The organism is Paenibacillus sp. Cedars (assembly GCF_003184205.1).
GTDB classification, from domain to species: domain Bacteria; phylum Bacillota; class Bacilli; order Paenibacillales; family Paenibacillaceae; genus Paenibacillus_AQ; species Paenibacillus_AQ glucanolyticus.
Window position 1 is genome coordinate 6,030,659 of record NZ_CP020866.1, and the last position, 13,325, is coordinate 6,043,983.

Below are 13,325 nucleotides of genomic sequence, written 5' to 3' on the forward strand. Positions count from 1 at the left end.
AATTGTAATGGAACTTGGCCCATGCTATCTTAAATAATGGAAGGTTTGGGTACATGGTTTTCAATTCTGCTAGTGGAGGTGCGGTATATGAAAGCGCTTTTTATTGGAGGGACCGGAACGATCAGCTCGGCAATCACGAAGCAGCTGCTGGAACAGGGGTGTGAGCTCTATCTGTTGAACCGGGGGAATCGAAATGACGCGCTGCCGGAGGGAGCGCATGTGCTGCAAGCTGATATTCATGATGAGGATCATGTGGCACAGCTCGTTTCGGACCTGCATTTTGACGTGGTGGCTGATTTCATCGCCTTTGAACCAGCCCATCTGGAGAGGGATTACCGCCTGTTTGAAGGGCGAACCAAGCAGTTCATTTTTATCAGCTCGGCTTCAGCCTATCAAACGCCTTTGTCCGATTATCGCATTACCGAGGGCACGCCATTATCGAATCCGTATTGGGAATATTCCCGTAATGAAATAGCATGTGAAGACTATCTGATGAAGCAGTACCGCGAGACAGGCTTTCCGGTTACGATCGTTAGACCGAGCCATACGTATGATGAACGCTCGATACCGCTTGGTGTTCATGGCAGCAAGGGGAGCTGGCAGGTCGTGAAGCGGATGCTGGAGAATAAACCCGTTATCATTCATGGAGATGGAACATCCCTGTGGACGTTGACGCACAACAGCGATTTTGCCAAAGGCTTCATCGGCCTGATGGGCAACATACATGCCATTGGGGAGTCGGTGCACATCACGTCGGATGAGTCGCTCACCTGGAATCAGATTTACGGAATCATTGCGGGTGCGCTTGGCGTACAGCTGAATGCGGTCCATGTGTCTTCCGAGTTCCTGGATGCCACCAGCACGCAGGATTTCCGCGGCTCGTTATGGGGTGATAAAGCCAACAGCGTTGTGTTTGATAACAGCAAGCTGAAACGGCTGGTTCCTGACTTCGTGGCAGCCATTCGCGTGGATCAGGGCATCAAGCAGACGGTGCGCCATATTCTGTCCCATCCGGAGCTGCAGCGGGAGGACGCGGAGTTTGATGAATGGTGTGACAAGGTGATCTCCGCATTGGAGAAAGCGAAGTCTCTTGTCAACGAATAGTGTTATCAAGGGCACCCCGACCGAGGGGTGTCCTTTTTTTTGCGGATTTCCGTTAAGTCTTTTATAAAAGAAGGAATATGTTAGAATGGTACGATATGTTGAAACATAAACAAGAACGGGAGAATATGAAATCATGTCGAATTTGCCGAATTGTCCGAAATGTAACTCAGAATATACGTATGAAGACGGGAATCTTCTGGTTTGCCCTGAATGTGCCCATGAATGGACCCTGGAGTCTGAAGCGGAGCATGACCAAGAGGCAAGGATCGTGAAAGACGCGAACGGAAATGTCCTGGTCGACGGTGACTCCGTAACGGTGATCAAAGATCTGAAAGTAAAGGGCAGCTCCTCCGTACTGAAAATAGGCACCAAGGTGAAAAATATCCGTCTGGTTGACGGCGATCACGATATCGATTGCAAAATCGACGGATTTGGCGCGATGAAATTGAAATCGGAATTTGTGAAAAAGATTTAAATCGTGCCCGCAGTACGTGAAGAAAGCAGGTGTAACGTGGATATTGTTCTGTTCGTGTTCATTATACTTGTGGCATCCATACTCCAGACCAGCACCGGGTTCGGGTTCTCCATCCTGGCGACTCCATTTCTGCTGCTGTTATTCCAGCCGGCTGAAGCCATTCAGATCAACCTGATCCTATCCCTTGTGATTTCTGCTGCGCTGATCGCCAAGATTCGCAAGGATATCGACTATGGCATCTTAAAAAGATTGGTCATCGGAAGCACAGCCGGTCTGCCTGCAGGGATCATCGTGTTCTCGCTCATCGATATCGATGCTTTGAAATTAGGCGTGAGCCTCATCATTCTGGCCCTAACCGCGCTGCTGATGCTGAAGTTTAGAATCCGCCAGAACCGGGGCAGAGATTTGGCAGTGGGGGGACTATCGGGCTCTCTGACAACCAGTATTGGTATGCCAGGCCCGCCGTTACTGTTATATTTCTCCGGCACGGATACGCAGAAGGCCAAGCTTCGAGGGACAACCCTGGCCTTCTATTTGTTCATATATTCGCTCAGCCTGATCATTCAGGTGACGGTGGCGGGAACGAGCAAGACGGTCTGGATGTCCAGCGGAATCGCGCTTCCCTTGGTCTTCGCCGGGCTGTTCATCGGACAACGTTTATTCAACGTCATTAACCAGCGGGTGTTTCAAATCTTCACCTACATCATCTTAATCTTTACGGGTGTGTACATGCTGATCGAGAGCCTGTAATGAAGAGTTATCGTGCCGTGTTCTTCAGCATCGCCTCTGCGAGCAGGGGAAACAGGTTATCAAAAGCATGCGTATTGCCGTCAAATACATAACCTCCCGGATAAGCGGGATCTTGGCCCCGGAATTGGGTCATACGATCGTATAATTGCTGTGCCCAAGGGAGGTCATCCGTTTTCAGCGCGAGAATTATGGCCAGAGCGTATACAGCAGGGGACTCATAAGCCGCGTCCGGCTTGCGGGTCTCCCGGTGGTAGCGGCCAACCAGCTGTCCGTTCTGCTGGAACTCTTCCTTGAGGAACGATATAAGCTCCCTCGGCGGATGGTTCATCTCCGCCAGGTGAATGCCAACGATCAGCTGGTCAATCAGATTGACCGAGGTGTCGTATTCATATTGACCCGATCCAATCTGAAAGGTCTTGGGGTAGAAGACGTCGTCGTTCGGCATATGGAACAGCAGGTCTTGATATCGTGCATAATCCTGGCTGGACAGAATTCCGATCTGCTTCATCTCCCGCAGTGCGGATATATCTGCATAAACCAGGCTTAACACGGCGGGCGATTCATTCCGCTCAAAATCATGATAATCCACCAAATATCCTTTGGTTTGAGAGGAGGCCTGCAATGTCGACCCGATCCTTTTTGCCAATGGAAGATAGGACTCGTTGTTGTCCCACAGTCTGGATGCCTTCAGCAAGGCGTCCAGGATTCGCAGATCATCGCCCAGCGCATTCGTGGTTACGTCGGATCGTCCGTCCGGTCTAAGCTTCCACCAGATATAGGTCTCCTTGTTCTGGTGAAGGAAATAAGTTGTAAGTAGCTGAACGCTCTCATCGAACCTTGCCTGATCACCAGATAGGATGGCGTACTGCATCCAGAGCCCGAGTGACTCGGATAACGCTTCTCTGCCTGCAACGATATCCGGGCGCTCTGAAGGAGCCGGCTTGAGATAGGTAGCCAGCGTACCGTTATCGTTCCGCATATGTTCTTCGATAAACGCAGCGGTCATGTCGGGGTTCTCCCTGTTCTGAAGGATGGAATAAGTTATAAAAAAGATGCCGGTAAAAGCAAGGGTGGCGGTGATTGCAAGAATGGTTTTCTTGCGGGTCGAAAATCGCTTTGTCATAGGTTCACCTCGAACATACTATTCTACACTTGCGTGCCAATGCCTTTAAGAAGAGCTGGGGATGGCTGCATACAGCCTTTTTTTGATTATAGCCTTTGTTGATCATAAGCTTTGTTATACCCCAAAAAGGGCTGTACCCGATGTTTGAAGTACAAAACATCCAGGGTACAGCCCTTATGTATAAGCATAGGATCGCTATTGCAAACGGACAATCTTCAAACTCTGATCCTGCAGATGCTGAATGATTCGCGGCAAGGCATCCACAACCGCCTGCGATTCGTGCAGAAGAATAATGGAGCCGGAAGCCTCGATGTGCTGGACATAATCCAGGATTTTATCCTCGTCGCGAGTCAGCCAATCCTCAGGGTCCCGATTCCAGAGCACCATTTTGTTGCCTTGGTGACGGCTTAATGCTTCGGTCTGGCCATCAAACGCCCCGTAAGGCGGGCGGAAGAGTACCAATTTCTCGTGCGTAATATTCTCAATGAGTTCAGCCACGCGGGTCAGTTCCATTTCCTGCTGTTTATAGGATAGGCTCGACATTTGGCTATGGGTCATGGAGTGGCTGCCGATCGAAAATCCATTGGCATGGATAGCCTGGACATAATCGGGATGTTTTTTCACATTGGTGCCCACAAAGAAGAACGTGCCGCCCACTCCATATTTTTGCAAGATGTTCATGATATCCACGGAGTGCTTGGAGGGTCCATCATCGAATGTTAGAGCTACATAGCCTTTGGGAATGCTGAAGCTGATAAACTCATCAAGCTCCAGATATGGAACGGTGTCAGAAGGAAGATCATGATCCTCCGGCTGTTTCTCAGTTTCCTCCTCCAGCGAAGTTACGGGTTTAGCCATTATCGCATGTCGGTTCTCGGCCAGCAGCTGGATGACCGTTTCTACCTCCACCGTGGCCGTTGTTGCTTGGCGGGGCGGAATGCCACTTGGATCTGAGTAATTAAATGAACTTAATAACAACACAAAGATCAAACTCATCATGGTTGCGCTTACCAGCTTAAGCGGAAGCCGATGCCTTTTCCTTCCGAAACGTCGGGCGTCTGTACCCTCCTCGGTCGGTACTGCTATGGGTTCATCAGGTTCAGATCGATACGCAGACAGGAAGGGCAAAGTATGTAAGTCATCCAAACGCCTTGCATTCTTAATCGACTCTAATTCGTTTCTGAAAGAAACCGAGCACGCGAATTGAAACCGATCACTATGATCACGATATGTACGCGTAATTAAACCCATGTATTGCTGTTGATTTACATCCCATACGGTTTGCAAGGATAATCGGTATTTGTGAATCCCGTTGAATTCCGACACGGCTGCTATATTCTCGATGGTATCGGTATCAGTGATCCATATTAGTTCTGCCGATTCAGTGAAGGACAGCTTGATTCGTAGACCGAAGACTTCGGAATCCCTCTCGATAGCCAGCAGTTCAATGACTTTTCCATAGGAGTCTGACATGATGGCCCCCCTTTCTCTAGATGTTAGATTACGGGCTGTCTTTATTCAGATGATGTGCTGGAAGCCGATGTCTTCGGTGAGAAGGAGAAGGACATTTTCTCGGTAAAATCATTGATGGTCTGCATCAGTCTGGCTTTATCATCCAGAATATTCTGGTATTGCTCCGCATATTTCTCGTTTGCGATCTCCAGCTCGCGGACCTTCTCTTCAAGCGAGCTGATCTTGAGCATGCTTTGATATTGTGAATGGTTAGCCTCTTCATAGAGCTTGTTATATTTGGCGGTCTCCGTTTCGAGCTGGTTGGAGAGCTTCTCGTACGCCAGGTTCGATGTCAGCTGATATTCCTTGTAGTCCTCAAGCAGCTGGTCGTAACTCATCTGTTTGTTGGTCAGCACATTCTCGAGCTCGCGGATCTCTTTGTTCTTCTCCTGAACGAGCTGATCTCTCTTGATCTGCTCGTGCTTATACCGGTTAATCGTTTCGTTTGCGGTTAAGAGCTGGTCCTCCAAGCCTTTATTCTTATAAGACAGCAATTGGCGTTCCTTCAGCATGTTCTCGATGGACACAATGACGTCAAGGCCGATTTTGTCCTGATTATCCTTGGAGAACAGATGTTTATTGCTCTCTGCAGCAGGCATCTCAGCCTCTACGGAATAAGCCGTTTCCTCTTCTGCCGCTGCGGCGATCTCCTGGTATTCGGTGTTGTTCTTCTCGGGTTGGCTCTGATTCGAGCGAGCATTCTTAAACCAGACCATACCTTTTTTTTCTGTTTCCCTGGCCAAAATATCAACTCCTATATATTTCAATGAATGTCATATGAGATTAGAGTAAAAGACCCTACTAATAGTCATCGGTAAAAACACCCTAAAAACTTTGCCCTGTTCCCTTGTGAAAACAAAAAAAAGCCCCACAGCGTTGTGGGGGCATGATAGCGGCAAATCAGCCGTTCCGTATGGACGAAAGAGCGGGGACTCTGATAGAAAAAAAGGATGTGCAGATGCTGCACTCCTCTATTCAGGCTTCTGAATGATCAGTTTCGGGGCGATGACATCCACCCGATTCGTCCAAATTCCGCCGCTGTAATCGTCTGGCAGCCGCTGCAGATCCAGCTCGGAGTCAAAACCCTCCGACCAGCCCCCGTCTCCGGCAACCAGGATGACGCGCGTATTGATGCTGTCCATCCGGTTCAGGAATTTATCGGGCCAGCCCCATAAATAGCGGGCATACTTCTCCGGGATGTGCAGCTGGGTGTTGCGGCAGACCGAGGGAATGTAACCGCTCCAGCCGGCTCCGGCGTAGGATACAAGACAGCTCTTGAGTGTATCCATCGACATGACGCGCAGAGAAGGCAGCTGCGATTTTAACGTACGAATCGGTTGATCGTCCCCGTAAACGGTCAGCTGGCTAAGACGCTTCAGCGGCAGCCCGGCCAGATAGTCCGCAAGCAGCTTCCCTTCCTCTGGGTCTGTGCTTTTGATATGGATAAGAAATTCCCCGTCCGGGAATTCCGTTAACACTTCCTCTAATGATGGAATCAGGCCCACGCCCTTGCCGCGGAACGGATAGGTGGCCCCTTGATCAGCCGTGTAGCCATACCCGATGTCTATTTTTTTCAGCTGGTCCATGGTATAATCCTTGACCGAGCCCTCCACATTGGTGCGGCAATCCAGAGTCCAGTCATGGAACACAGCGATCTGACCGTCCTTGGTCGGCTTGACATCCAGCTCCACGATATCGGCACCGGCCTCAAACGCAGCTTCCATGGACGGAAGGGTATTTTCCAGATAGGCATGCTCCGGCACATAGATGCGGGAAGCGGTGCAAGTGTCAGCCTCAATGCCCTCCATCGGGAAGGTCTGACCGAGCCCGCGATGGGCCAGCAGCAGCGGCTCTCCATGACGGTCTTCGGTGAATAGCGATGTATTATTAACAAATAGAAATACAAACAGAACGACAAAAAACAGTATGATATTCTTCCATCTTTTTAGTGTTCGCATGATCCAATCCCCCAAAATCGTTTACAATAAGCAGTATAGTAGATTTGATTAACTTCTCTCTCTAAGTTCTCTATTTCTTTCTCTTATTTAAATCTTAGTGATTTTGGGCGCATACTCAATGGCTGGAGCATGACAATTGCATAATAGCGAACTGATAAATACGATAGGTAATTTAAGGAAACAGGAGGGAGCATGATGGACAAATCCTCCTTTTTGATGGTGGAGCGGGGGAATCCCTACGAGCGTGGAGACGTAATACCGTTAACCAAACCGATGATGGTGCTTGGCCGCAAGGGGCAGCACTTTCATCCGGATATTGCGTTTGATAATATTTTTGTGTCCCGGCGGCATGCGGCGCTGCTGTATAGAAGCGGGCATTTCAGCATTAAGGACCTGGACAGCAAGCATGGAACCTATGTCAATAAGGAGCGGCTGGCTCCTCAAGAGGAAGTTCCCCTTCAGCATGGGGATATCATTGTGCTGGCGGGCGATCTTATCGTGCTGTCCTTCTCGATTCTGAGCATGGATGAGACGATGGACATCACGCCGCTGATCAAACATCTGGCCGCTATTGAGACGTCCGGCGGATTTCAGCTGAATCCTTTTAAGCAGGAGATGGTATACGGCGAAGACGTGTACGCTTTCTCGGAAAAAGAGTACAAGTGCATGGAGCTGCTTATTCATCATCAAGGCCAGTTTGTGTCCAAGGAGCAGCTGAAGACCTACGTGTGGCCCGAGCGAAGCTGCAGCACGGACGAAGTGCCCGACGTGAGCTCGGAGGAGCTGAACGCGCTGATCTATCGGGTGCGCAAGAAGACGCGGGATATTCTGGCGATTGAGAGCATCCGTGGAAAGGGTTATATCCTTCAGTCCGAAGATGAGCGGTAATCAGGTTTGCACAATTCAGATAAAAACAGACAGGCAGGCTCTTCCTCATTTTGCGGGAGGAGCCTGTTTTTTAGCTGAATTTACGGCAATGGGGAAGAGTGAAGCCATTTATTTTCAAGGATTATGGATAGCGAAAGGGAACCTGATGATGTGTATCGAAGTGTAACAGCATAGAATTTTGAATGGACCATTCAGAGAGGATGAGTATGGGAGCATGAAGATGAAGCATGAACAACCGATCGGCATTGCCGTTAACCAGCTGGGCTACCGGAGCCAGGACACCAAGATTGCGGTTATCCCTGGTCAGGGAGGTCGTTTTCATCTTGTAGATGATCAGAACGGCGAGACGGTTTGGCATGGGAGCACATCGCCTGCCATCGTGGATGCTGCCAGTGGGCAGACGGTAAGCCGGGGAGATTTCACGGGGTATGAAGCTCCAGGCACCTACCGGATCGAAACGGAGGATGGGCAGACCTCGGCTCCTTTTGTCATTGCGGAGTCAGTCTATGAGGATGCACACCGCGCATTATTGAAAGCGTTTTATTACTTCCGGTGCGGGATGGCCTTGGACGAGTTGCACGCTGGACCATGGAAGCATGAAGCGTGTCATCTCACGCCTGCCATCGTTCATGGAGAGGAATCCAGGCAAGTGGATGCCTGGGGAGGGTGGCATGACGCCGGGGACTATGGCAAGTATGTCGTTCCGGGCGCCAAGGCGGTAGCCGATCTGCTGCTGGCCTTCGAGCTGTACCCGGAGGCATTTGCACAGCCGCTGCCATTGCCGGAAAGTGACGGCTCCATGCCGGATGTGCTCCATGAATGCCGGTATGAGCTGGAGTGGATGCAGCGCATGCAGGATGAGGAGTCGGGAGGGCTGTTCCACAAGCTCACGACTTTGCAGTTCCCGGGAGGAGACGTCATGCCGGAGGCCGATACGGCCGCACTGTACCTGTCGCCGATATCGGCGACAGCAACCGGTTGTTATGCTGCCATTATGGCAATGTCGGCGCGGATCTACGCCCCTTACGACGAGCCCTTCGCTGCCAGCTGCCTGAAGGCGGCAGAACGCGCTTGGGCATGGCTGGCGGAACATCCGGATATGCCGGGCTTCCGCAACCCGGCGGATATTGCTACGGGTGAATACGGTGACGGTCAGGATGCCGATGAACGATACTGGGCGGCGGCCGAGCTGTATCGCACCACGGGTGAAGGGCGTTACCATGAGGCTTTCCAAGCGTTAGCCAAGCAGAATGCCTTCGGTAAATATGAACTGGGCTGGGCCGACATGGGTGGCTATGGAACCTTTGCCTATCTGATGTCGGAGCGGGAAGAAGACCCGGAATTGGCGGAAGTTTTGATGCGGGGTTTAATTCAACGTGCGGACGAGCTTGCCGCGGTCAGTGAACGGGACGGGTATGGTATTTCACTTCATCCGGATCAATACATCTGGGGCAGCAACATGCTGGTATTAAATCACGCGATGCTCCTGCTGATAGCGGGCAGATTGTCCGGCACCGAAGACTATGAGTCCCATGTGCATGAGCATGTACACTATTTGTTCGGAGCTAACGTGATGGGGATGAGTTACGTCACCGGGTACGGGGCGAAGCCGATCCTGTATCCGCATCATCGCCCTTCCGAAGGAGACGGCGTTAAGGCGCCCGTTCCCGGTCTCGTCTCAGGCGGTCCGAATAAGGGGCTTCAGGATGATTACGCGCTTAAGCACTTGGCAGGCAAGGCGCCGGCAGCTTCTTTTGCCGATGTGATGGAGAGTTACTCTACCAACGAAGTGACCATCTATTGGAACTCGCCGGCTGTGTTGGTATTATCCCATTTTGTATAGGAAACATAGGGAATGCACAGAGGAAAAAGAAACGCCAAAGAGAGTCTCGGGCGTTTCTTTTTTACTAGTTTTCCAATCTGGTCCGGCTTGCCTAGTACATGGATTATCTCAAACGATTGATTCGTTATTTCTTCGACGGTGCTTCATTTTTGTGCTCAATCACATGCAATACTTTCGGTTCGACAGCTTTTAGCATTTGTTCATTTGAAGTTTTGCCTGTTGGAGCATCGCCATGATGCTCTCCTTGAATTTGTGTATCAACCTGTGTTTGGGCGATGACATCGATCACCTGTTGTTTTGAGACGTTTTTAGAGGCAGCAACCTCCACAACGGAGTTCCCTTTGGCCAATTCTTCTTTCAATTCCGTTGCGCTCATTCCTAATAGGGCAAACAGCTTTGCATCATTCAAGAAGGCATCGGCAAAATAATCCGGCTTACCGTTCGTGGTGAAGAAACCTTCTACTTCAGCATTGGAAGGCGTAGCCTCACCTTCGATCCGAGAAGCACTGATGGTATTGCCATGCACAAATATCTGATAGAACGGCTCACTGGCTCCCTTTTTGCTGTAATTCAGCATCCACGTTTTTTGATCCGGGTTGTCCATTGGCTCCATAGCAAACTCGTAATCTTCGATGGGGCCATACATTCTATTGATGAGATCATCTACCTTTGCCTTGATTTCCTGATCGGTCAGAGCCATGAGCGGCTTCTCCTTGGGCTCCCAGTTCTCTTGAATCACGTGTTCAATCGTACCCGACACACTGTTCATATGAAGGGTAATCGTTTTGCCCGTCCCTCCCTTTTCCCGCAGCATGATGCTGGTTTGAACGTCTTGAACGGTGCTTGCATTGACCATCTCGAACGATTTGGTTTCGGGAAATGCGCTATACAGCTTCTCAAGCGCTGCATTGCCAACCTCATCCGACTTGATCTGTTCGGTAGTCATGGATGTTCTGGTAAGGATCTCGATTAGGGGAGGAGCCGCAAATGCCGCAGTTGGAATCAGAATCGCCGTGGCAACAATTCCGCTAATGAATCTTTTTTTCATCGTTTTTTTGCTCCTTTTGGGTTGGAAGTATTGTGAATAGGATTGTTCTATTCGTTTGGAAATGTCCGGGGGACACGCCATAGCCTCTGCCTTTTTGTGCAGATGTTCACGGATTTTGTGTTCAATAGGCATTGATTTTTTCCATCCTTTCCGGGGGGAGATTCCGTAAGTTCTTTCGCAGGGCCGTAAGGCCTGCATGATATCTGGATTTGACTGTTCCCAGGGGGATTTCGAGCAATGTCGCGATTTCTTCAAGAGCATAGTCGTGAAAAAAACGGAGGATAATCACCGTACGCTGTTTGTCCGTCAGCTGCTGGATTGCCTTCGATATCATCTGGTTCGTCTCATCCATGAACACGGCGGGCTGATCCCAGTGGGACTCTTCCCGCGAGAAGGCGCGGATACGTTCAAAAATTCGGAATCTCCGCCAGCTCTTAACCCGAAATCTCTGCACTTGTCGGATCACCAAGCCGTGCAGCCAGAAGTGGAATGGCCGGTTCGTATCGTAGTTTGCAAGCGAGGTCCACATTTGCATATAGATCTCATTCATGACATCTTCCCGATCCTGCGGGTGATCCACCAGAAAGGAAACGGTCCGGTAGACATCCTGGTAGGTAGCATCATACATCGCATGGAACGCCTGTTGATGCCCATCTTTCATTTGTGTAAGTAGCTGGTACATGTATTCACTTTGCATTCAGAGGGCCCTCCTGGGTAAGCAGCTTACACCCTATATTGTCTCTATGGCAGAAAAAGGTTCGGTCCCTCTTCTTATTTTTTTGCACAAGGCTAAAGCGCAAGAGGACAGCTATCGGTTCGTTGAACTTAGGAAGATAGGTGTACGAGCTCCGTGAAATTCGCCCATTGGCAGGGTAATATCACTCATAAAATTGGAATTTACAGGGTGGTGCGGTCATGCGAATCTTCGAATGAAAACGCGAGCCATCATGTATTTTCAAAAAAACGACATGATCCTTTTAAAAGTTGTCAACAATATTCTTGACGAAACCCGCTTTTCCTTTCGTTGAGCCTTTTGCCGGGCTGACTTAACATATAGATGTCAGAGCAAGGCGACAACACAATATTCAGATTTATTGTTCAAATATGACTAGGAGGTCAATACGATGTCCAATGAGACAAATACAAACGCTTCCAAAGGTATCCGGGTAAGGGTTCAACAGCTCGGCCGTCTCCTTAGCGGCATGGTGATGCCGAATATCGGCGCGTTCATCGCTTGGGGTCTGATTACGGCTCTGTTCATCCCGACCGGCTGGTTCCCTAACGAGAAACTCGGGGAATTGGTCGGCCCGATGATCACGTACCTGCTCCCGCTCTTAATCGGTTATACGGGCGGACAGATGGTTCACGGCAAGCGCGGTGCGGTCATCGGTGCTGTGGCAACAATCGGCGTCATTGTCGGGGCGGATATTCCGATGTTCCTCGGCGCCATGATTGTTGGTCCGATTGCAGCTTGGGTATTGAAGCAATTCGACAAGCTGATTGACGGCAAAATCAAATCCGGCTTCGAAATGCTGGTCAACAACTTCTCGCTCGGTATTATCGGGGGCGCGCTGACCCTGGTGGCTTACACCGGAATCGGGCCGCTGGTACAGGGAATTACCAGAGCGCTCTCGGCAGGCGTGGATGTACTGGTCAATGCCAACCTGCTGCCGCTCGTTAACATTATCATTGAGCCGGCGAAGGTGCTGTTCCTTAACAATGCAATCAACCACGGGATTTTCAGTCCAATCGCAACAGAGGAATCAGCACGTATTGGTCAATCTGTTCTGTATATGCTGGAATCGAATCCGGGTCCTGGTCTCGGCATTCTGCTTGCCTATTGGATCTTCGGACGCGGCTCTGCCAAATCCTCCGCACCCGGCGCGGTAGTGATCCACTTCCTGGGCGGTATTCATGAGATTTACTTCCCATACATTCTGATGAAGCCGGTTCTGATCCTGGCCGCGATTGCGGGCGGCGTTGCCGGAACCTTCACCTTCCAGATCTTTGGAGCCGGATTGGTGGGGCCCGCGTCGCCGGGCAGTATCTTTGCTTTCATCGCTATGGCGCCTAAGGGCGGACTGCTTCCGGTGCTGGCCGGTGTTCTTGCCGCAGCTATTGTATCCTTTGCGGTAGCGGCATTGCTGCTCAAAACGGGTAAGAAGACAGAAGAAGAGCCGAATCTTGAAGAAGCCTCCGCGAAGATGAAGGAAATGAAGACCGGCGGCATGAACGACCAGGTTGCTCCTGCATCTGCGGCTGTTGCCAATCTGGATAAAGACAATGTGAACAAAATCGTGTTTGCTTGTGACGCCGGCATGGGCTCCAGCGCAATGGGCGCCTCGGTGCTTAGAAAGAAACTGCAGCAAGCGGGTGTCAACATTACCGTTGTGAACTCGGCTGTAAGTGAAATACCGGATGACGCGGATATTGTCATCACCCAGAAGACACTCACGGAGCGGGCCATCGCCAAGAATCCGAATGCGGAGCATATCTCGATCGACAACTTCCTGAAGAGTCCGAGATATGATGAGCTGGTGGAACGACTCAAAGACTAAATAGTTCTGCATCATATGACACGCTGGCGTAATTACGCCGGCGTTGTCTCCATTTCATGAAGAAGG

12 protein-coding genes are annotated in these 13,325 nt (G+C 50.4%); 6 read left to right on the forward strand and 6 right to left on the reverse strand.

Annotation, left to right across the window (positions count from 1 at the left end; all coding sequences use genetic code 11):
- Positions 1-87: 87 nt before the first annotated feature.
- From B9D94_RS29100 to B9D94_RS29110, 3 genes are all read left to right on the forward strand, one after another.
- Positions 88-1,104 carry an SDR family oxidoreductase gene (locus B9D94_RS29100; RefSeq protein WP_148248573.1) on the forward strand — a complete coding sequence of 339 codons (1,017 nt, stop codon included), beginning with the start codon at positions 88-90 and terminating at the stop codon, positions 1,102-1,104.
- A 133-nt stretch (positions 1,105-1,237) separates the two neighbouring features.
- Positions 1,238-1,579 carry a zinc ribbon domain-containing protein YjdM gene (locus B9D94_RS29105; RefSeq protein WP_006207209.1) on the forward strand — a complete coding sequence of 114 codons (342 nt, stop codon included), beginning with the start codon at positions 1,238-1,240 and terminating at the stop codon, positions 1,577-1,579.
- A 36-nt stretch (positions 1,580-1,615) separates the two neighbouring features.
- The gene (locus B9D94_RS29110; protein ID WP_148248574.1) at positions 1,616-2,329 is read left to right on the forward strand and encodes a sulfite exporter TauE/SafE family protein; all 714 of its coding nucleotides are present in this window, start codon (positions 1,616-1,618) and stop codon (positions 2,327-2,329) included.
- A gap of 7 nt (positions 2,330-2,336) precedes the next feature.
- Here B9D94_RS29110 and B9D94_RS29115 read toward each other — a convergent pair whose 3' ends face one another.
- From B9D94_RS29115 to B9D94_RS29130, 4 genes are all read right to left on the reverse strand, one after another.
- Complete coding sequence (locus tag B9D94_RS29115; protein WP_063478155.1) at positions 2,337-3,452, reverse strand: glycosyl hydrolase family 8; 1,116 nt, start codon at positions 3,450-3,452, stop codon at positions 2,337-2,339.
- A gap of 195 nt (positions 3,453-3,647) precedes the next feature.
- Positions 3,648-4,925, reverse strand: a complete 1,278-nt coding sequence (locus tag B9D94_RS29120) for a polysaccharide deacetylase family protein (RefSeq protein ID WP_063478154.1) — start codon at positions 4,923-4,925, stop codon at positions 3,648-3,650.
- A gap of 41 nt (positions 4,926-4,966) precedes the next feature.
- Complete coding sequence (locus B9D94_RS29125; protein ID WP_006207205.1) at positions 4,967-5,707, reverse strand: hypothetical protein; 741 nt, start codon at positions 5,705-5,707, stop codon at positions 4,967-4,969.
- Between the two features lie 228 nt (positions 5,708-5,935).
- On the reverse strand, positions 5,936-6,922 hold the full coding sequence (locus B9D94_RS29130) for a glycerophosphodiester phosphodiesterase family protein (RefSeq protein WP_063478153.1): 987 nt from the start codon (positions 6,920-6,922) through the stop codon (positions 5,936-5,938).
- A gap of 192 nt (positions 6,923-7,114) precedes the next feature.
- Here B9D94_RS29130 and B9D94_RS29135 point away from each other — a divergent pair, with 192 nt between their 5' ends.
- A complete protein-coding gene (locus B9D94_RS29135) occupies positions 7,115-7,810 on the forward strand; it encodes an FHA domain-containing protein (protein WP_253806081.1) in 696 nt (231 codons plus the stop codon).
- A gap of 214 nt (positions 7,811-8,024) precedes the next feature.
- Positions 8,025-9,653 (forward strand): glycoside hydrolase family 9 protein, encoded by a 1,629-nt coding sequence (locus B9D94_RS29140; protein WP_063478151.1) that lies wholly within the window; start codon positions 8,025-8,027, stop codon positions 9,651-9,653.
- Between the two features lie 124 nt (positions 9,654-9,777).
- On the opposite strand, the gene B9D94_RS29145 is transcribed toward B9D94_RS29140, so the two are convergent.
- Both B9D94_RS29145 and B9D94_RS29150 read right to left on the reverse strand, forming a co-directional pair.
- Positions 9,778-10,701 carry a hypothetical protein gene (locus B9D94_RS29145; protein WP_063478150.1) on the reverse strand — a complete coding sequence of 308 codons (924 nt, stop codon included), beginning with the start codon at positions 10,699-10,701 and terminating at the stop codon, positions 9,778-9,780.
- Positions 10,702-10,822: 121 nt separating this feature from the next.
- Positions 10,823-11,398 carry a sigma-70 family RNA polymerase sigma factor gene (locus B9D94_RS29150; RefSeq protein ID WP_063478149.1) on the reverse strand — a complete coding sequence of 192 codons (576 nt, stop codon included), beginning with the start codon at positions 11,396-11,398 and terminating at the stop codon, positions 10,823-10,825.
- Positions 11,399-11,825: 427 nt separating this feature from the next.
- Here B9D94_RS29150 and B9D94_RS29155 point away from each other — a divergent pair, with 427 nt between their 5' ends.
- Positions 11,826-13,259 (forward strand): PTS mannitol transporter subunit IIBC, encoded by a 1,434-nt coding sequence (locus B9D94_RS29155; RefSeq protein ID WP_036640361.1) that lies wholly within the window; start codon positions 11,826-11,828, stop codon positions 13,257-13,259.
- Positions 13,260-13,325: the final 66 nt, after the last annotated feature.

Coding starts and splice junctions, on each gene's coding strand:
- B9D94_RS29115 (WP_063478155.1), bottom strand. CDS start 3,452: ATGACAAAGCGATTTTCGACCCGCAAGAAAACCATTCTTGCAATCACC.
- B9D94_RS29105 (WP_006207209.1), top strand. CDS start 1,238: ATGTCGAATTTGCCGAATTGTCCGAAATGTAACTCAGAATATACGTAT.
- B9D94_RS29100 (WP_148248573.1), top strand. CDS start 88: ATGAAAGCGCTTTTTATTGGAGGGACCGGAACGATCAGCTCGGCAATC.
- B9D94_RS29130 (WP_063478153.1), bottom strand. CDS start 6,922: ATGCGAACACTAAAAAGATGGAAGAATATCATACTGTTTTTTGTCGTT.
- B9D94_RS29120 (WP_063478154.1), bottom strand. CDS start 4,925: ATGTCAGACTCCTATGGAAAAGTCATTGAACTGCTGGCTATCGAGAGG.
- B9D94_RS29150 (WP_063478149.1), bottom strand. CDS start 11,398: ATGCAAAGTGAATACATGTACCAGCTACTTACACAAATGAAAGATGGG.
- B9D94_RS29140 (WP_063478151.1), top strand. CDS start 8,025: ATGAAGATGAAGCATGAACAACCGATCGGCATTGCCGTTAACCAGCTG.
- B9D94_RS29135 (WP_253806081.1), top strand. CDS start 7,115: ATGATGGACAAATCCTCCTTTTTGATGGTGGAGCGGGGGAATCCCTAC.
- B9D94_RS29155 (WP_036640361.1), top strand. CDS start 11,826: ATGTCCAATGAGACAAATACAAACGCTTCCAAAGGTATCCGGGTAAGG.
- B9D94_RS29145 (WP_063478150.1), bottom strand. CDS start 10,701: ATGAAAAAAAGATTCATTAGCGGAATTGTTGCCACGGCGATTCTGATT.